At 52.6% G+C, this 17,901-nt stretch carries 17 protein-coding genes; 10 read left to right on the top strand and 7 right to left on the bottom strand.

What is annotated here, in order from left to right; all coding sequences use genetic code 11:
• Window positions 1–15 precede the first annotated feature (15 nt).
• The 6 genes from WG891_RS10285 to WG891_RS10260 all read left to right on the top strand — a co-directional run bounded on the left by WG891_RS10285 (window position 16) and on the right by WG891_RS10260 (window position 4,831).
• Window positions 16–624: a hypothetical protein gene (locus tag WG891_RS10285; protein WP_337262627.1), complete on the top strand. Its 609-nt coding sequence runs from the start codon at window positions 16–18 to the stop codon at window positions 622–624.
• On the top strand, window positions 617–1,114 hold the full coding sequence (locus WG891_RS10280) for a host cell division inhibitor Icd-like protein (protein WP_337262628.1): 498 nt from the start codon (window positions 617–619) through the stop codon (window positions 1,112–1,114). The genes WG891_RS10285 and WG891_RS10280 overlap by 8 nt, the downstream gene beginning before the upstream one ends.
• Complete coding sequence (locus WG891_RS10275) at window positions 1,107–1,304, top strand: hypothetical protein (protein ID WP_337262629.1); 198 nt, start codon at window positions 1,107–1,109, stop codon at window positions 1,302–1,304. The genes WG891_RS10280 and WG891_RS10275 overlap by 8 nt, the downstream gene beginning before the upstream one ends.
• On the top strand, window positions 1,301–1,627 hold the full coding sequence (locus tag WG891_RS10270) for a hypothetical protein (protein ID WP_337262630.1): 327 nt from the start codon (window positions 1,301–1,303) through the stop codon (window positions 1,625–1,627). The genes WG891_RS10275 and WG891_RS10270 overlap by 4 nt, the downstream gene beginning before the upstream one ends.
• Complete coding sequence (locus tag WG891_RS10265) at window positions 1,620–1,937, top strand: hypothetical protein (protein ID WP_337262631.1); 318 nt, start codon at window positions 1,620–1,622, stop codon at window positions 1,935–1,937. The genes WG891_RS10270 and WG891_RS10265 overlap by 8 nt, the downstream gene beginning before the upstream one ends.
• Window positions 1,938–2,098: 161 nt before the next feature.
• Window positions 2,099–4,831 carry a DUF927 domain-containing protein gene (locus tag WG891_RS10260; protein ID WP_337262632.1) on the top strand — a complete coding sequence of 911 codons (2,733 nt, stop codon included), beginning with the start codon at window positions 2,099–2,101 and terminating at the stop codon, window positions 4,829–4,831.
• 589 nt (window positions 4,832–5,420) lie between these two features.
• Here the strand turns inward: WG891_RS10260 and WG891_RS10255 are convergent.
• A complete protein-coding gene (locus WG891_RS10255; protein WP_337262633.1) occupies window positions 5,421–5,687 on the bottom strand; it encodes a hypothetical protein in 267 nt (88 codons plus the stop codon).
• Window positions 5,688–7,117: 1,430 nt separating this feature from the next.
• Between WG891_RS10255 and WG891_RS10250 the strand changes: the two genes are divergently transcribed.
• The 3 genes from WG891_RS10250 to WG891_RS10240 all read left to right on the top strand — a co-directional run bounded on the left by WG891_RS10250 (window position 7,118) and on the right by WG891_RS10240 (window position 9,896).
• Window positions 7,118–8,419, top strand: a complete 1,302-nt coding sequence (locus tag WG891_RS10250) for an MFS transporter (RefSeq protein WP_337262634.1) — start codon at window positions 7,118–7,120, stop codon at window positions 8,417–8,419.
• A 16-nt stretch (window positions 8,420–8,435) separates the two neighbouring features.
• Window positions 8,436–9,611 carry a M20 aminoacylase family protein gene (locus WG891_RS10245; protein WP_337262635.1) on the top strand — a complete coding sequence of 392 codons (1,176 nt, stop codon included), beginning with the start codon at window positions 8,436–8,438 and terminating at the stop codon, window positions 9,609–9,611.
• A gap of 63 nt (window positions 9,612–9,674) precedes the next feature.
• Entirely contained in the window at window positions 9,675–9,896 is a 222-nt protein-coding gene (locus WG891_RS10240) for a DUF6500 family protein (protein ID WP_337262636.1), read from the top strand.
• A gap of 56 nt (window positions 9,897–9,952) precedes the next feature.
• Here the strand turns inward: WG891_RS10240 and WG891_RS10235 are convergent, their stop codons facing one another.
• From WG891_RS10235 to WG891_RS10225, 3 genes are read right to left on the bottom strand one after another with little or no spacing between them, the layout of a single operon-like run.
• Window positions 9,953–11,335, bottom strand: a complete 1,383-nt coding sequence (locus tag WG891_RS10235) for an aspartate aminotransferase family protein (protein WP_337262637.1) — start codon at window positions 11,333–11,335, stop codon at window positions 9,953–9,955.
• A 14-nt stretch (window positions 11,336–11,349) separates the two neighbouring features.
• Complete coding sequence (locus WG891_RS10230) at window positions 11,350–12,789, bottom strand: APC family permease (protein WP_337262638.1); 1,440 nt, start codon at window positions 12,787–12,789, stop codon at window positions 11,350–11,352.
• Between the two features lie 39 nt (window positions 12,790–12,828).
• Complete coding sequence (locus tag WG891_RS10225; RefSeq protein WP_337262639.1) at window positions 12,829–14,319, bottom strand: aldehyde dehydrogenase; 1,491 nt, start codon at window positions 14,317–14,319, stop codon at window positions 12,829–12,831.
• Window positions 14,320–14,708: 389 nt separating this feature from the next.
• On the opposite strand from WG891_RS10225, the gene WG891_RS10220 reads away from it, so the two are divergent.
• On the top strand, window positions 14,709–15,617 hold the full coding sequence (locus tag WG891_RS10220; protein ID WP_337262640.1) for a LysR family transcriptional regulator: 909 nt from the start codon (window positions 14,709–14,711) through the stop codon (window positions 15,615–15,617).
• An 8-nt stretch (window positions 15,618–15,625) separates the two neighbouring features.
• On the opposite strand, the gene argE is transcribed toward WG891_RS10220, so the two are convergent.
• The 3 genes from argE to WG891_RS10205 are packed head-to-tail and all read right to left on the bottom strand — an operon-like array spanning window position 15,626 to window position 17,878.
• Window positions 15,626–16,774, bottom strand: coding sequence for an acetylornithine deacetylase (gene argE / locus WG891_RS10215; protein ID WP_337262641.1), 1,149 nt, complete (start codon window positions 16,772–16,774; stop codon window positions 15,626–15,628).
• The gene (locus WG891_RS10210; RefSeq protein ID WP_337262642.1) at window positions 16,767–17,441 is read right to left on the bottom strand and encodes a DUF1028 domain-containing protein; all 675 of its coding nucleotides are present in this window, start codon (window positions 17,439–17,441) and stop codon (window positions 16,767–16,769) included. Before WG891_RS10210 ends, argE begins: the two co-directional genes overlap by 8 nt.
• Complete coding sequence (locus WG891_RS10205) at window positions 17,438–17,878, bottom strand: RidA family protein (protein ID WP_076941877.1); 441 nt, start codon at window positions 17,876–17,878, stop codon at window positions 17,438–17,440. The genes WG891_RS10210 and WG891_RS10205 overlap by 4 nt, the downstream gene beginning before the upstream one ends.
• Window positions 17,879–17,901: the final 23 nt, after the last annotated feature.

Genomic DNA, 17,901 nt, shown 5'->3' with positions numbered 1-17,901 from the left:
ACTGAGACTTAATTTATGAACCGTTTATTTTATCCTGCGCTGGTGGGGCTGCGTTGCTGCGCTCAAGTGCTGGAAAGGCTGTATATCGGCGCTACCACCGTGACGGCCACCAGCAACCGCCACACGGTCAAAACCGGCCAGCCAAAGGGAAGCCCCTCCTTGGTTGGCAAAAGCCCACTGGCTGGCCTGTGGCTAGCCCTGTCAATGCTCCCGATACGTGCGCCCTTTGTCGCCTGCCGCTATGTGATTTCGTACTGGTGTTTTCTGGCGCTGTACAGGCTGTGGGGCGTTATACACGTTGATTACTCCACTCATGGCGGTGCTGGCTTTGTGCTGGTGCGTTACTCCTTTCTAACGGCTCACCGGGTTAATCAGGTGCTTGATGCCCTAGCGCTCTATGCGCCGGTACACATCAAGCGCGGCGGCTCGGTCTGGTGTGCGGCCACGCTGATTGCTACCCCATTGGACGCCCTACGGGCATCTGAGCGCCTACGCCATGAAACCCATAGCGCAGCACCAACGCCGCCTAATACCCCTCCCTGCGCTACTGTGGCCGTGTTCCTGCTGGTGCTGGTTGCGCTGCTGGTGTGCGCCTCAATCTCCGTGGGGGTGCTCCATGCGTAAAAATACCTTGCCTGCCGCCGCTGGTGGCTGCTATGGTTTCCTTGCTGGTGTAAATCCACTGGCCGGGTTTGACAGCCTGAGAGCTAATGCGGACAACCGCAATCTTTCCGTAATGCGGTCTTTTTGCGTCCGTACCCAACCAAGTTGCGCCCGTATTACGGTGGGGCGTGACGGGGGAGCCTTCGTGCTCGCCGGTTTCATTAGCGCCGGTCTGTCAACCCTGTTACGCCTCACCACCCCGTTTGACAGCGGTCTGGTGAGGTTAATAAACCTTGCTAATGAGGCCACCGCTATGGTTGCTACCCCTACCTGTTTACACCCTGAATTCACCTTTCACTTTCTGGCCGTGCGCCGCGCTGACCTGCGCGATACCCCGCACCGGGAATCTGTCACCGCCCCGGATGAACTGACCGCACGCCGTTTGCTGGCACGTGATTTCGTGCTGCTGTTTGCTGGCCGTGTTCCCTCTCAGGGGGTGCGCCATGTTTAAAATCATCATTACCACTACAGAGTATTTCAACGGCAAACCGACCCGCACGGAATCCGCTCAGTATTATCGCCAGTACAAAACCAGCAAAGCCGCACGGAACAAGGCCGCGCAGTTTAATGAAACCGTGCAGGCGGCTGGTAGCCCTCTTAAATACGTGACAACCACGGAAGTCTTAGGGGGTGCAGCATGACTAACCCGGCACCGCTCAATCATCATTGTGTTTATGACGTACTGAATCACGCAATGGACGCCATTACCACCGATGCGGCCCGTTGGAGCCTGCGCAGTGATGCAGAAGTTTCCCGTAACGCGCTGCTTGATGGGTTGGAATTTATCGGTTCAGCCATACAGGCCAGCACAGTTACGGGGCATCAGCCGCACCATTTCACCCCATCCGATGTAGCCCGTCTGAGTAGCTTCCTGATGTGCGCCCCGGATTTAATTCGGGCTATGAATGCCGTTATTGAGTCTTACGAAGAACACGCAACCTGCGAGGGAGCCAGCCATGTCTGATATGTATAACACCACCATTCCTGAACTGATGCTTAGCACCATGCGCAACGCTGATGCGGAGAAAGCTGAACGCCTGTTTGATGATGCTGAATTCTGTGGCCGCAAACTGATGGAAGGAATCATGACAACCGGGCGCTTGCTCTCCGGTATGGGTGACGGCCTCGACCCGCAAATGTGGGAGTTACAAAGCATGGGTGACTCACTGGCCGTTATGGCAGAACTCGCTACGGGGTTTTATGACGTAGTGGATTTGTACCGTTGCCGCCAGCTTGCGGGGGAATTGCCACCGTTGCGGGGCGCAATCCGCTGAGGCACCGCACATTATCGCCGTGGTGACTGTTCACCACGGCCAGTAATCACCGTAACACCCGCCAGAAATCAGCACCGTGATGCATTGCATTGAGCGCCGCTACTGCTCAGGGCGGCGGCTTGCCTGATTTCCGGCTGCAGATAATCAGTAAGGGTACAAATATGACCGGTAAATCCTCCCGTTTTGGCGTTTCCGCCGTGGTGAATGCTGCGTCCGGGCGCTGGCCTGAAATCTTCCGTTCGTTGAGCATTGAAGTCCCCGCCAATGGTGCGCACGGTGCCTGTCCGGCGTGCGGTGGGAAAGACCGCTTCCGTTGCGATAAACACGACGATAAAGGGCGCTGGTTTTGCAATCAGTGCGGCTCTCATGACGGGCTTGATTTGGTTGCGCGGGTAAATCGCTGTAGTTTGGTGGAGGCCGCAAAACAGGTAGAAAGCGTTATCGGCGCGGTGGCCGGTAACGTTGCTGACCGGCAACAATCCGCACACGGCACACCAGCCGCCACGGCGCAGAAACCCGACGATGCGCCCACTACTCTGGCCGCGCTGGAAAAAATTAATCACATGTTATCCGCAGCGGCCAAAAGCCCCGGCGAAAGCGCCTATTTACAGGCCAAGGGATTGACCGGTTATCGCCTGCCGCTACTGGCTGATGGCTCGTTAATTCTGGCAATGGTGACACTCTCCGGGGAAGTGACCGGCGCACAAATCATCAAGCCGGACGGCACCAAAAGATTGCTGTCTGGGAGCCGTAAACGTGGCGCGTTTATCTGCACCCGTGCCGCACCACCGAACAGCCCGGAAGTGGTCATTATTGCGGAGGGATACGCTACCGCCCTCACCGCTTCCCTGTTCGATAGTAATGCTTTCACCGTGGCCGCGCTGGATGCACAGAATTTACTGCCAGTCTGCAAGGCGTTTCGTGAGGCATACCCACACGCCAAAATCATTATTGCGGCGGATAACGATGCAGGCGCGGACGGTGCGGAAAATACTGGTGTGTTGTGGGCGGAGAAATCTGCACGTAGCGCCAATGCATGGGTGACGCTGCCGCCCACCGACGATAAAGCGGATTGGGATGATTACCGCCAACGTGCAGGAATCACCGCCGCTACCGCTGCGTTTCATGCCGGGCTTTACCAGCCAGAAACCGCCAGTGCGCAGACACGCACCGCACCGCGCACCGATGCGCTAAAACCCTATATTGATTACCGCAGTGACGGCCTTTTCTGGATTGAGCCGAAACTTGACCGGGAATCGGGGGAAATCACCGACAAAGAAGGGTGGCTGTGTGACCCGCTGGCCGTGATTGGTGTGGGTGACAGTGGAGAGGAACAGTATTTACTGATTGAGTGGACGCCGGAAGGTCACCGGGAGCCGCACACAGAAATTCTCCCCAAGCGGGAAGTGGGTGAGCGTGAGGGGTGGGCGCGGTTGCGCCGTAAAGGGCTGGCCGTGACCAATAACACCGCCTTGCGCACCATTCTGGCTAACCACCTGCAACGCGCCGGTAAGCGTGAATACTGGCGTATCGCACTGTCTACCGGTTGGCAAAATGGCGCTTACCTGATGCCGGACGGCTCTGTCATTGGTGAGCCGGAAACACCGGTAAAATTCAATGGCCGCAGCGCGGCGGCAGGCGCTTACCGTGTACGGGGTACGGTAGAAAGCTGGCGTAATTCGGTGGGCGCACTGGTGAACGGTAACGCCTGCATGATGTTGGGCGTAGCGTGTTCGCTGGCTGCGCCGTTGCTGCACATTGCGGAAATGGACAGTTTCGGTGTGCATCTTTTTGGCGATTCCGGGCGCGGTAAATCCACCATTGCCTACATTGCTAACAGCGTGTGGGGCCACCCTACGGAATTGCTGTTGAGTTGGTTTGCAACAGAGTACGGGCTGACCAATGAGGCGGTAGCGCACAATGATGGCCTGTTGTCACTGGATGAGATAGGGCAAAGCACCAGGGCGAAATCAGTCGCCAGTGCGGCTTATGCTCTGTTTAACGGTACAGGCAAGATTCAGGGGGCGAAAGACGGCGGCAACCGGGAAACACTGAGTTGGCGGGTGCTGGCTTTGAGTACCGGCGAAAAGGATTTGGAAACCTACCTGAGCGCTGCCGGAGAAACCACACACGCCGGGCAACTGGTGCGCCTGCTCAACGTGCCAATTCTGGCAGTAGAGCGCACGCACGGCCACCCTGACACCCGCAGCCATGCCGACGCCTTACAGACAGCCACAAAAGCCCACTACGGGGCGCTTGGGCGCGAATGGGTGTCTTACCTCTCCACCTGCAAGCCATTGGCCGTTGAAACCGCCCTGCGCACCGTAGAGGCGTGGCAATCGCGCATTCCTACGCAAGCCAGTGACCAAGTGCGCCGGGTGGCTAGCCGATTCGCGTTACTTGAGGCCGCGCTGATAATGGCAACGCACCTTACCGGATGGACGCAAGAGCAATGTCAGCAGGCCATACAGCGCTGTTTTAACGATTGGCTGTTCCTGTTCGGATTGGAAAACCGGGAGGACTCCGCCATCGTGAGGCAGGCAATAGCTTTCTTGAGTGCTTACGGCATGAGCCGCTACGCCCCGGTAAAGTATGACCCACGTGATTTACCCATTCGTGACTTGGCCGGATACCGTCAAGGGCGGAAAGAAGCGCCGGATAGTGATGAGATAGACATGCGCTATTACACGTTCCCGCATGTGTTTGAGGAGGAGATAGCGAAAGGTTACAACCGCCTTAAGGCCGCGCAAACCCTGTTTGAGTCGGGGATGCTGGAAAAGCCAGACAGCCCCAAGGCGCGGGGGTATGTGAAGAAATCACCCCGCATCAACGGCAAGCAACACACCGTATACGTGCTGATGCTGCCAGACGATGACGATACAGAGGGCGCGTAACTTTTCTCATGTGTGCGCGTAAATAATTGTCGGTTCAGTCGGTTCACTCTATATAAATACCTCTACAGACCGCACCACGACTGGCTTTTTACTGAACCGACACGCTTAATAAAATGTCGGTTCAGTCGGTTCAAATGGTTAAATGTCGGTTCAGTGCACCAAAATGGCACGGTAGGAGGGCTGATGTTTTTCAGCCTTTTTTCTGGCTGGCCGCTTAAATACTTAATTTTTTCTAATCAATAAATCACAAAACATGAAAGTTACTCCTTTTATATGATTTATTAAATTTGAATAAAAAACCAACAAAAATAGCTATTCTCTCCTCCGCGCCATACGATGAACCGACATTTACCCCCTTTGAACCGACACGTTTTCAAAATGTCGGTTCAGCACAAACCCAGACACAGAAAGGCTCTCAGGGTAGTGAACCGACAAACCGACTGAACCGACACCTTCACGTCTATATAGGGAATTATTTCGGCAAAACTTTTTCTTCATTCATGCACAAGATTAAACATTAATGAATCATGCCGCCGTAATCCGGTGGCTGTTGCTGACCGGGCATCATTACCCGCCGGATTTTGCGGATTCAGTCGGCCTTGTACCACCCCTCGTAGTATGTTCCTTTGGTGCCAGTTTCTTTTAGTTCGCAAGCAAAGGTTTTCCCGTTGGATAACTTGCCGCTAACGATGTCGGGTTTATCTCTGATAACCGTAAGGGAATGCCCTGAATTGTTTTCAATTGACGACAGGCAATCCGACAAAGTTCTAAACTCCGCCTTCATCACGCTATCACACCCGGTAACAATCAGTACCGGGGTGAGTACCAGCACTTTCAAGAATGGGGATAACTTCATAATCACACCTCTCCATGTCGTGTACGTCGATACATCCAGCCGCGCCAATGGGCTGAAAATGGACTATCGACGGTAACACACCCTTCCGGCCATGACTGATAGCCCGGCAACAAAGCCGAACGCTTGGTAAATCGGGATTGGCCGGGATAGTGCAGGATTTAGCGGGATGAATGCCGTTCAGATGTAACAACATTCATTTTTTCAAACACGCACCTCTACTGGAAAGGCCACCGTCACAAAACGCGCTGTAAGCCATTTTGAGGCGCTTTAACCCTTACTCTCCCCTCGATAAGCCTGTAGCGGTTTTAACGCCATAGCGCCCCATGCGAGTAAAATAGCTGCCCTTTGCCGCTGGTGGGTGGGGTGGTGCTCATTTTTCAAGGCTATTTAAACAAGGTAAGGCAAGGATAATTCATTGATATGGATCACCTTCTTTAACAGAAAATCACCGTAACTCACTGTATTAAAATGATAAAAAATGGTTTTTTATGGTGTTTTTTTGATAAAAAATGAATAGGAAACTGAACAAAAATGATAGGTTTTTAAACACACGGTGTTTAAACCCCTTTTAAAGCACGTTTAAAGATTTTTAGAGCCGCCGCAATTCGGGGTGAAAAATTCAAATAGGTATACATTTGGGTATACGAAATCAAAAATTAATTTATTAATTCATTTAAAAACAATAGATTAATAAACAAGAACAGACCCAGCAGGGCCGCCAAATTTTAGATTTAAAATCATATAATTAAGCCACCTTTCACGGTGGCTTTTTTACTACCATCTTGTTTATTTCCCTCTATTTTGTCCTCCCGTTAATTTCTGTCCCCTCTTTAACACAAACTCCAGACAAGAAAACCGGATTTCCGGGAGCTTATTCATTTAGATCAGCATATTTTGCTGACCGTAACTGTTTGAAGTGGAATTGGCTCGATAATTCACACACATAAAATAAGGCCTATTTAATTTATGGTTAAAGGAAGGGATAAGTGACAGAAAAGCAAACAACATTGCTTTGTAAAAACATTATGTTCACTGCTGACCCACCTCTAGAAAAAATCAATATCATTACTAATTAAATGGATATTAAAACTCTAAGATCATAAACGTGCCCCATTCTTCCTATGCAAAGTGTGCTGCAAATCCCACTCCAAGGTAATTTATATTGTACGCATTAGTATATACATGTACATACTGTCTAATATTAACTAAGAATTCACTTACTTCATCCGCCACACTTCAAGTTGGCATGTACGTTGGTTGCGTTTGTTCATCCCCAAAAACATAGCTAGCTATGTTTTTGAAGACTCTCGAACTTGTCGCTTGCCTGCAGTTTGAATTATTCAGGAGATAAATTTTTCCATGAGGATAGATGCAGTATGTAGATAGTAATTTTGAAAATTTCTTGTCTGACTACTAAAAGGATTATGGGTATGACAGAAAACTCTTTATTAGCAGAAAAAACAGCGGGAAAAGTCAGTAACTATAAAGTTATCATTGCTGCAAGCCTAGGCAATGGCCTGGAGATATTTGACTTTACAGTATATAGCTTCTTTGCTGTTATTATCGGTAAACTGTATTTCCCGAGCGATTCAGTTTATGGTTCTCTTTTGTTGTCTTTTGCCGTTTTTGGTGCAGGTTTTATCACTCGCCCTCTGGGTAGTATGGTACTAGGAACCTACGCGGATAAGAAAGGGCGCAAGGCTGCCATGCTGGTCACTATTATTTTGATGGGGCTGGGGACCTCATTTATTGCCTTCAGCCCTACTCACGCACAAATAGGTATTCTGGCTCCGCTGCTGATCCTAGCCGGCCGTTTGATACAAGGGTTTGCTGCTGGTGGGGAAGTTGGCGCTGCCACAACACTATTACTAGAATCCGCAGGTAAGAATCAACGCGGCTTCTTTGTCAGCTTTCAAGGCATGAGCCAAGGCGTAAGTATTCTTGCCGGTGCGTCATTTGGCCTTATCTTAACGTCTACACTATCAGAAGAGGCGCTTTATTCTTGGGGATGGCGTATCCCGTTTATTTTCGGAATGTTGATCATTCCTGTCGGTCTGTATATCCGAAAAAACATTAATGAAACCTACTCCTCTGAAGCCAAAGGAAATATTGAGACTCAAAAAAACAAAGGGCCTTTACTGGAACTCTTGTCGCATCATCCTCGTGAGCTAGTTCTCGGTATCTTAATGATTATGTCTGGCACCACGATGTCATACATTATCATGAGTTATATGCCGACTTACATGATACGAACCAGCCTCATTTCGGCACCGACTGCCTACTTATTCAGCTGCATAGCAGGTATTACACAAGTCATCGCTATTTATTACTCTGGTCGTTACGTCGACAAAGTTAATAATTATAAAAAGCCGATGCTTTTCTCGATGGCCACCGCGCTATTACTGGTTTATCCGATGTTCTGGTTCCTCGGTGTAGCCGAGTATATTCTGGTTGCTGCCATATTCCGCATCCTGATTGTTGTTGCATTAGGCATCAATATACTCTCTAGCGTAATGCTAATCGTGGCAGCCTTTCCCAAACATGTACGTGCAACGGGAACATCGGTGGTTTATTCTTTTGGTGTCGCGATATTTGGTGGTTCCGCGCAATTCTTGGTCACCTGGATGCTCGATATAACCGGTAATCCGATGGCACCAGCCTGGTATTTAATCATCATGCTCAGTTTAAGCCTACTGGCAACCTGCATGTTCAAAGAACGTCATTACGACTAAACAAGGTCAATAACTCATGAAAACAGCAACAGGCATCATTCCTGAGATTAGAGAGTCTTTTGACGAAATGCAGAAAATTCGTCACGATATTCATCAGCATCCTGAGTTGGGTTATCAGGAACATCGGACCAGTGAACTCATTGCCCAATATTTAACTCACTGGGGCTATAAAGTCATTAGAGGTATTGGCGGCACCGGTGTCGTAGGTATTTTAAAAGCCGGTAACGGCACCAAATCAATTGGCTTGCGGGCAGACATGGATGCATTGCCTATTGAGGAAACGACGGGATTGCCCTATGCAAGTCGTATTTCTGGCGCAATGCATGCCTGCGGCCATGATGGACACACAACGACCCTGCTTGCTGCGGCCAAATATCTGGCACAAAAGAAAAACTTTTCAGGCACGGTGAATCTGATTTTTCAGCCTGCAGAGGAAGGTAATGCAGGCGCGAAGGCAATGATTGATGATGGGCTGTTTACTATCGCCCCCTGCGACATGATCTTCGCAATACACAATTACCCCGCCCCTTCGCTTAAATTTGGTGCGATGTGTATTAATTCCGGTGCAATAATGGCCTCAGCAGATTCGCTGGTTATCAAAATTATCGGTAAGGGAGGGCACGCTGCTTCACCTCAATTCACCTGCGATCCTATTGTGATTTCGGCATCGGTGATACATGCTTTGCAGAGCATTGTATCACGCAATGTAGGCCCTTCTGATTGTGCTGTTGTCAGTATTACAAGTATTCAGGCTGGTAATAGCTTTAATATCATTCCCAACGAACTTGAGATGAAATTAACCGTCAGAACCTTGAATGAGGAACAAAGGGCATTTATTCTTGCGAAAATCAATGAAATTGTGCAAGCGCAAGTAAAAAGTTTCGGCGCGACTGCAAGTATTACAGCACATTCGATTGGCTACCCAGTTTTGGTCAATGCCAATAAACCCACCCAGTTGGCAATAGAAGTCGCGACTGAATATTTTGGAGAGGAAAATGTCATCACTGACTCACCACCATTGCTAGCCAGTGATGATTTTGCTTTTATGTCACAACAGGTACCAGGGTGTTATATCAATATTGGTGCAGGTGAAGGCATTGGTTTGCATAACCCACAGTATGATTTTAATGATGAGCTGATCGTAGTGGCAGGAAGTTTATGGGCACACCTGACAGAGTCGCTGCTGCGCTGATTTGCGATAGACGGTTTTGTATTAACATAACCGTCACTCGAGCCTATTCGATTCAGGATCCCCATGAGAAAAGCGTTAAGAGCCAAAATTATCCAGGTCTGTGATGAGAAAATCCGTACGAAGGGAGATAACGTTGGGCTCTCGTTTTATGCCTTTTTTGCCAACAGAAATGATGATCCTGAACTACTGATGGAAGCTGCCAGTTGGTGGATAAAAGACATGAAGCTGGATCACTTTGAGAAGGCAGTGAAAATAAAGGCACTGGTCGAATCGATGGGGGAATAACTTCCCGAAAGATAAGATAAGCCGCCATTCCCTGCGGCTTATCTCTTATTGAGTAATTACATTACCCCCAGATCGCGCGCAGTGCGATCCACTGCACGTTTGGTTTTCTCCAGTAATTCATCGATCTCACTGTGCTTCGCCACCAGCGCTGGCGCCATAATCATCCGCCCCGCAGTGGAGCGGATAATGACGCCCTCTTCAAAACCATAAGTTCGGCAACGCCAGGTAATATCGCTTTCGTTGCTAAAACGCTGGCGGCGGGTTTTATCCTCGGCAAACTGTAACGCGGCCACCATGCCGGTGCCTTGGATCTCGCCGATCAGCGGGTGATGGGTAAAGATCTCACGCAGCCCTTTTTGCAGGTATGGCCCGCTATCCTTTTTCACCTGGCTGACGATCCCTTCATCGCGCAACGCCTTAAGGTTTGCCAGCGCGACCGCGGCCGCAACCGGGTGGCCGGAGTAGGTCAACCCATGCGCAAACACCCCGCCTTTTTCCACCAAGGCTTCGGCAATGGTGCGGGAAAGCACCAGCCCGCCCATCGGGATATACCCCGAGGTCAGCCCTTTGGCGATCGACAGCGTGTCGGGTTCAAAGCCGAAATGCTGATGGGCAAACCATTCTCCGGTGCGGCCAAAACCACCAATCACTTCATCGGCACAAAGAAGCACATGATATTGACGGCAGATACGCTGAATCTCCGGCCAGTAGCTCTCTGGCGGGAAGATCATCCCGCCCGCGCCCTGGAAAGGCTCGGCGATAAACCCGGCGACATTTTCAGCCCCCAGTTCGAGAATTTTCTCCTCCAACTGTAAGGCACAGCGGCGGCCAAACTCCTCGGGGGTCATAGTGCCGCCATGGGCATACCAATAAGGCTCGTCAATATGAGCGATCTCCGGCAGCATACCGCCCATTTCATGCATAAACTTCATCCCGCCCATCGCAGAGCTGGCCAGCGTAGAGCCGTGATAACCGTTCCAGCGGCCAATCATGACGCGCTTTTTCGGCTGCCCGACCACCTGCCAGTAACGGCGTACCGTGCGGATCAGCACTTCGTTGGCTTCAGAACCTGAATTGGTATAAATAGCGTGGCTGTAATGGCGCGGCAGCAGGCTGAACAGCATTTCTGACAACTCCACCACCGCCGGATGCGTAGTGTGGAAAAACATATTGTAGTACGGCAGTTGCTGCATCTGCTCAGTCGCGGCAGCCACCAAATCCTCACGCCCATAGCCGAGATTGGTGCACCACAGGCCCGACATGCCATCCAGGTAGCGGTTGCCATCGTTGTCCCACAGGTAGAGCCCCTCACCTTTCACGATCACCCGCGGGCCTTCCGCATTCAGTACTTTTTGATCCAGAAACGCGTGGATATGATGGCTCGCATCCAGTTCCTGGTAGTCACGGGTTTCACGCTTGTGATGATTTTGCATATTCATTGGCGATTATCCTTTCACATAGTATGAGTATCGACGTTAGGCTGCGGCGTATGTGCCAGCGGCTCTGGCTTGAACAAGGGTTTACGCATCACAAATTTGATCCACACCAGCGCAATCAGTGAAACCAATCCCAGTACCACCCCCGCCACCTTATAAATCTGTATCGCTTGCTCGGTTGAAGGTGAAATATTCGCGATGGCATACAGCATGCCGACGATGCCGATCGCCTGCGGCAGCGGGTAAAAAGGGGTACGGAAAGGCCGGTGCTGATTGGGATAACGCCTGCGCAGCACCAGCACATTGATATGAGTGATGATGTAAGCCAGCAGCCAGGCCAGTGCGGCGGCGCTCAGCAGCAGGTTGATCGAATCGTTTTCCATCAACAGCAGCGGCAGCCCGGTGATGCTGGCAACAAACAGTACCGAAACCCATGGGGAGCCCGTTTTGGCGCTATGGCGTTTAAAGCAGGGGAACGCCTGGCCGTTTTGCGCCATCCCGCTCAGCATGCGGGGAATGGTGGCCAGCGAGGAGTTAAGCGTGCTGCAGGTGGCGGTAACCGCTGCGGTCACCAGGAATATCTGGCCCGTTTCACCAAATACCGCCGTGGCAAACAGGTAGTGTGGTAAACCGTTGGTGGCCAGTTCCTCGGGTGGGATCATCAACAGGGCGCCGAGGCAATAAATCATAATGGTGCCAAAAATCACGCTCAGGCCGACGATCATCGAACGCGGGATATCGCGTTCCGGGCGCTGAGCCTCTTCCACCAGCGGGCAGACAAACTCCGCCCCAACGAAGCCCCAAATCGCCATAGCGACCAGCGTCAGCACGCCCCAGCCGAGCGGATTCCCCGAGCTATTGGCAAACAGGCTGGTCAAGGGCTGCGCCTGTTCATGGCTGATGGCGCTCAGGCCTAACAGCAGCAATACCACCAGCATCACTACGGCCAACAGGGACTGCAGGCGGGCGAAAATATCGATGTTCATCAGGTTGAGTACGGTGAACAGGCCCAAGATGCCGAAGGCAACCGTCAGCGGTGGCAATGACGACGAAGGGAAAACTTTGCCGATGATCAGATCGAGCAACAGCAGTTCGGCAGAAAGCGCAAACATCGCCACCACGATATAGCCGGAGAACGTCGCCAGGATCGCCGGGAACTGGCCGATAGCCACCTCGGTATAGCTGCTCAGGCTGCCCGCGCGCGGGATCATCAGCGACAGCTCAGAAAACGAAAACGCATAGCTGAGCGCCAGCAGATAAGCCAGCCCCAGCGGGATGATAAAACCAAATCCTGCAATGCCGACGGCCTGCAGCATCAACACCATCACGCCTTGCGATACCACTAACCCGATCGCAACCGACAGTAATGCCCCCAGGCCCAGCGTTTTATGCCGGGCCCCTGCGATATCACTGGCTTTGGGGAACGCATCCAATAATAGATTGGCTTTTTGAGTCATTGTCTCACCCTCGTAATGGTCAGGGAACCCATTGACACGCTAGCGCAGCTGAATCCAGGTCGTTTTCAATTGGGTGTATTTGTCGAAAGAGTGCAAAGAGAGGTCACGCCCAAAGCCCGACTGCTTGCCGCCGCCAAAGGGCACCGTCACATCCAGCGCATCGACCGTATTGATCGATACCGTTCCGGCGTTCAGGCGTTGTGCAACCCGGTGGGCACGATTGAGATCGTCACTCCACACCGAGGCGGCCAGGCCATAGATACTGCCGTTCGCCATCGCGATCGCCTCGTCTTCCGTATCAAACGGGGAAATCGCCAGCACCGGGCCAAAAACCTCTTCCTGGACCAGGCGCATATCAGCACTAACCTGAGTGAACAGCGTCGGTTGCACGAAGTTGCTGGAGCCGTTGCAGCTCAGGCGCTGGCCGCCATAAACCAGACGCGCGCCGTCCTGCCGAGCTTGTTCAATAAAGCTCATCACGCGTTGGGTATGGCGGGCATCCACCAATGCCCCGGCACGGCTGTGCGGATCGAGAGGATCGCCGGGCTGCCAGTAAGCCGCCTGAGCGATCAGGCGTTCGACAAACTCATCATGAATGGCGCGCTGCACCAGCAAGCGGGAGTTGGCCGAGCAGACTTCGCCCTGGTTATAGAAGATGGCAAAAGCGGCTTTTTGCGCCGCCAGGTCCAGATCCTGGCAATCAGCAAAGATCAGATTCGGGCTTTTACCACCGCATTCCAGCCACACCTGCTTGAGGTTGGATTGCGCCGAATACTGCATGAAAGCCTTACCCACCTGGGTTGAGCCGGTAAACACCAGGCAGTCGACATCCCTGTGCAGCCCCAGCGCTTTACCGGCCCGCTCGCCCAATCCAGGCACCACATTCAGCACCCCGGCGGGCAGCCCCGCCTCCAGCGCCAGCTCCGCCAGGCGCAAGGCGGAAAACGGCGACTGTTCGGCAGGCTTCAGCACCACGCTGTTGCCTGCTGCCAGCGCCGGGGCCAGTTTCCAGGCCGCCATATCCAGCGGGAAATTCCACGGCACCACGGCGGCGATCACCCCCAATGGCACCCGGGTCACGGTCGCCAATACGTTCTGCGCCGTCGGCGCAACCTGGCCGTACAATTTATCCAGGCTTTCGGCATACCAAGAGAACACCTGGGCAGCGCCGGGAACATCCACATTCCAGGCGTCCATCACCGGTTTGCCCATACTCAGTGAATCAAGCAAGGCAAGTTCTTCACGATGTGCCAGCATCAGTTCAGCCAAGCGCAGCAGGACCTTTTTACGCTCGGCGGGGGGCCGATGCGCCCATACGCCTTGCTCGAAACTGCGGCGCGCAGCACCTACCGCCAGATCGACATCCGGTTCATCGCAAGCGGCAACTTTCGCCAGGATCTGGTTGTTGGCCGGGTTGATCACATCAAGCGTCATGCCCGTTCGCGCTGCAATCTGTTGACCATCGATGATGGCGTTATTGATGAAGCGTTGATGCGCCGCTCGCTCTTGCCAGCCGCTGAGAGTAAACATACCTACGCCCTCATTATGTAATTAATGTGTTTATTAAATGTTAAATATAGAGTTTGATGCTATCGAGCTTCTGCTCTGGGGAAAAGCAGTAAAAATATGGTGAGTGGTGATAAAAAAACTTAGCAACAGGAATGGCGTTAGAAATAGCTGGGAAAGGTATGGCAGATAAATATATCGCGCAATCAGGCCGCCAGGATCGCTCCGCATTCTTTGAGCTACCTCACTGTTAAGTGACAGCGGTTACTCTATGCTGCAAAGCTTATTTTTACATTTAATTAACATTTAATTAAATTATCAGGCTTGATTTTTGAACATTGATCGCTAAATTCACCTGGGAGATGGTTAACCGTCAGTTACGTTTATCCCGATACGAAATCAAGGAGTCAACGATGGCTAACTACACTTTACGCCAGCTTAAATACTTCGTTACCGCCGCCAAATGCCGGAGCGTGGCAGAAGCGTCACGTAAGCTGTATATCGCGCAACCCTCGATCTCCACCGCGATAAAAGGCCTGGAAGACAGCTTTGGCGTGCAACTTTTTATTCGTCACCATGCGCAAGGCGTTTCACTGACCCCTTCAGGCGAGCGCTTTTACAACAAAGCACAGAAACTATTAAGAATGGCTCATTTGTTTGAGCAAAACGCGTTAGCCGATAATGATATGGTTTCCGGGCAAATCACTATTGGCTGCTTTGAAACGGTCGCCCCATTAATTTTACCGAAACTGATTAGAGGTTTTAAAACGCTTTATCCCGGCGTAGAAACCATTATTCGCGATGGCGAACAGCATGAATTAGTGCAAAGCCTGACGGCGGGGAATCTTGATGTCGCGCTGTTATATCATCATGAACTGAACCATCACATCTCAACGGACATTCTGGCCAAGCCAAGAAAGCCTTATGTATTATTGCCAGCCGACCACCGCTTCGCGCAGCAAACCCAGGTGTCTTTAGCTGAGCTAGCCACTGAACCGATGATCCTGCTGGACGTTCTGCCAAGCCGTCACTACTTCGTCAATTTATTCACCCAGGCGGGGATAACCCCCAATATCGTCTTTAGCTCACCGTCTATAGAGATGGTGCGCGGCATGGTTGGCCAAGGGCTGGGTTTTGCCATTCTGGTCACGCGGCCTTATGGCCAATACAGTTATGACGGCCAGCCGCTGGTGACCATCGAACTGCAGGACGAGGTCGAAGGCTCTGGGCTGGTCGTGGCTTGGCTCACCCGCAACCAGCTCACCAAGCCAGCCCAGCTCTTCGTCGAGTTTTGCAAGACAGAGCTGGCAGACATGCTGTGAACCTGTGCCTAAGCCAGCATCCAGGTGCGCAAATTCGCCAGCATTTTCATGCAGCGCTCGAGTTGCTCAACGCTCACGTATTCATCAGGTTTGTGGCCCTGATCCATGCTCCCCGGCCCGCAAATCAGCGTGGCCACGCCGGCTTCATCAAACAGGCCGCCTTCGGTGCCAAAGGCCACCGTGGTGAATTCATCACTGCTGCACCACTGCGCCAGCCAGCGGGCAAAATCGGATTGCGGATCGGTGAATAGCCCTGGGTACTGGCTGAGCGGCTGAAAGCGGATATCGCTGCTGGCCGCAACCCGCCGCATTGCGGGTAACAGCTCCTCTTCAGCATACTGCTCCAGTTCGCTGATGACGGCATCAACCGCGACGCCGGGCAAATGGCGAATCTCAAAATCGAACTGGCAATCCTGCGGCACAATGTTAAGCACCGTGCCGCCGTTAATGGTGCCCACCTGCAGCGTGCTGTAGGGCGGATCAAAACACCGGTTTTGTGTGGCCGTCAGTTGGGTGCCGAGCGAGGTTAATTTATTAATCAGTTTGGCTGCATACTCAATGGCATTCACCCCCTGCGGCGTATAGGCCGAGTGGCAAGCGTGACCATAAACCTGGCAGCGCATCGCCAGTTTGCCTTTATGGCCATAAACCGGCTTCATTGCCGTAGGTTCCCCCACGATGCACATTGCCGGTTTATCCTGCGAGGCCTTTAGATGGGCTACCAGGCTGCGAACCCCCAGGCAGCCGACCTCCTCATCATAAGAAAACGCCAGGTGCAGCGGCATACGCAGCGGCTGAGCAACAAACTCAGGCACAGAGACCAACACGCACGCCAGAAAGCCCTTCATGTCGGCGCTGCCACGGCCATAGTAACGGCCATGCTGATGCGTCAGCGCAAACGGCGGCACGCTCCATTGCTGCCCATCGGCCGGTACAACGTCGGTATGGCCAGACAGCATCACCCCACCATGGCCCGCCGGGCCGGTACGGGCATAAAGATTGGCCTTTCTGGCGCTGGCGTCGAGGAATAGCTGCGTTTCTACCCCTAACCCCGTCAGATAATTTTGAATAAAATGAATCAGTTCAAGATTAGATTCGCGGCTGGTGGTATCAAAAGCCAGCAGCCGCGCCAGCATGTCGCGCACGGCATCACTCATCGCCCGGCACCCCGTAGCTTGGTGCCTCACGCGGATCTATCGCCCGCGTGAGATAGGCTTGCATCTGTGGTTTATACGCCTGCCACAGCGTCTCCAGTTCGCCAATCGGGTCGTTCTCTGCCCAATCGACCCGCAGATCAACGATTGGCCAGGAGTAGTTCCCCACCACCTTAAGCGCAGCAGAATGCACCGGCCCGGCCTCGCCGCCCCCTTCTATTGCCGCCTGCAGCGCCGCCATCAGGCGATCGCTCAGTTGCCCCGCAGCGTACTCAAATGCGTGCACCATGGCATTAATCACCTCAATATCTGCCAGCATATTGCCCGCGGCAACGCAGTCTGCGCCCTGCGCCGTATGGTAGAGGCCTAGCGACTTTGCTCCACTGAACACCGCCGTTGCCCCAGAGCCGTCAATCGCGATGACCTGGCGATATTCGCTAAACGCGTGATCGGCCAGCACGCCTTGTAACGCATGTTCGGGTTTTGCCCCCTGGGCCAACTGTTCCAGCACCTGCTGGCCGAGCATCGGCAGCGTAATGTTCTGGCTGGAAACCGCGCCAACCCCCGCCAGCAGCCAAGGGCAGCGTGCCCCAACCGCAATACTGGAAGAGCTCAGCGCAATACCAAGCTGCCCGGTCTCGGCACAACGTGCAGCAATAGAAAAGGTCATAACGCCTCCTCCGCGACCCAACCTTCGGGGATCACGGCGATAATATCGATTTCCATCAACCACTGCGGCTGGGCCAATGCCGCCACCACAATCCCGGTCGAGATCGGAAATACGCCTTTCAGCCATTTACCCACTTCCTGATAGACAGGCTCACGATACCTAGGGTCAATAATATAGGTGGTGGTTTTGACAATATGTGACAGATCGCTGCCCGCTTCCGCCAGCAGTTGTTTCACGTTTTTCATCGCCTGCTCGGCTTGGGCGCGTGGATCGCCTAATCCCACCAGATTACCGGCAAAATCAGTTCCCACCTGGCCACGAACATAAACGGTATTTCCCGCCCGCACCGCCTGGCAGAGATCGTTATCCAAGGATTGATTCGGATAGGTTTCTTTCGTATTAAACATGCGAATGCGTGTATGGGTGATATGACTCATGTCTAGCTCCTATTAACCAAAAA

Source organism: Serratia sp. MMO-28 (assembly GCF_037199905.1).
Lineage (GTDB): Bacteria > Pseudomonadota > Gammaproteobacteria > Enterobacterales > Enterobacteriaceae > Chania > Chania oryzae.
Note: the sequence above shows the minus strand (reverse complement) of the source record. Positions and strands in the feature narration are given on the sequence as shown.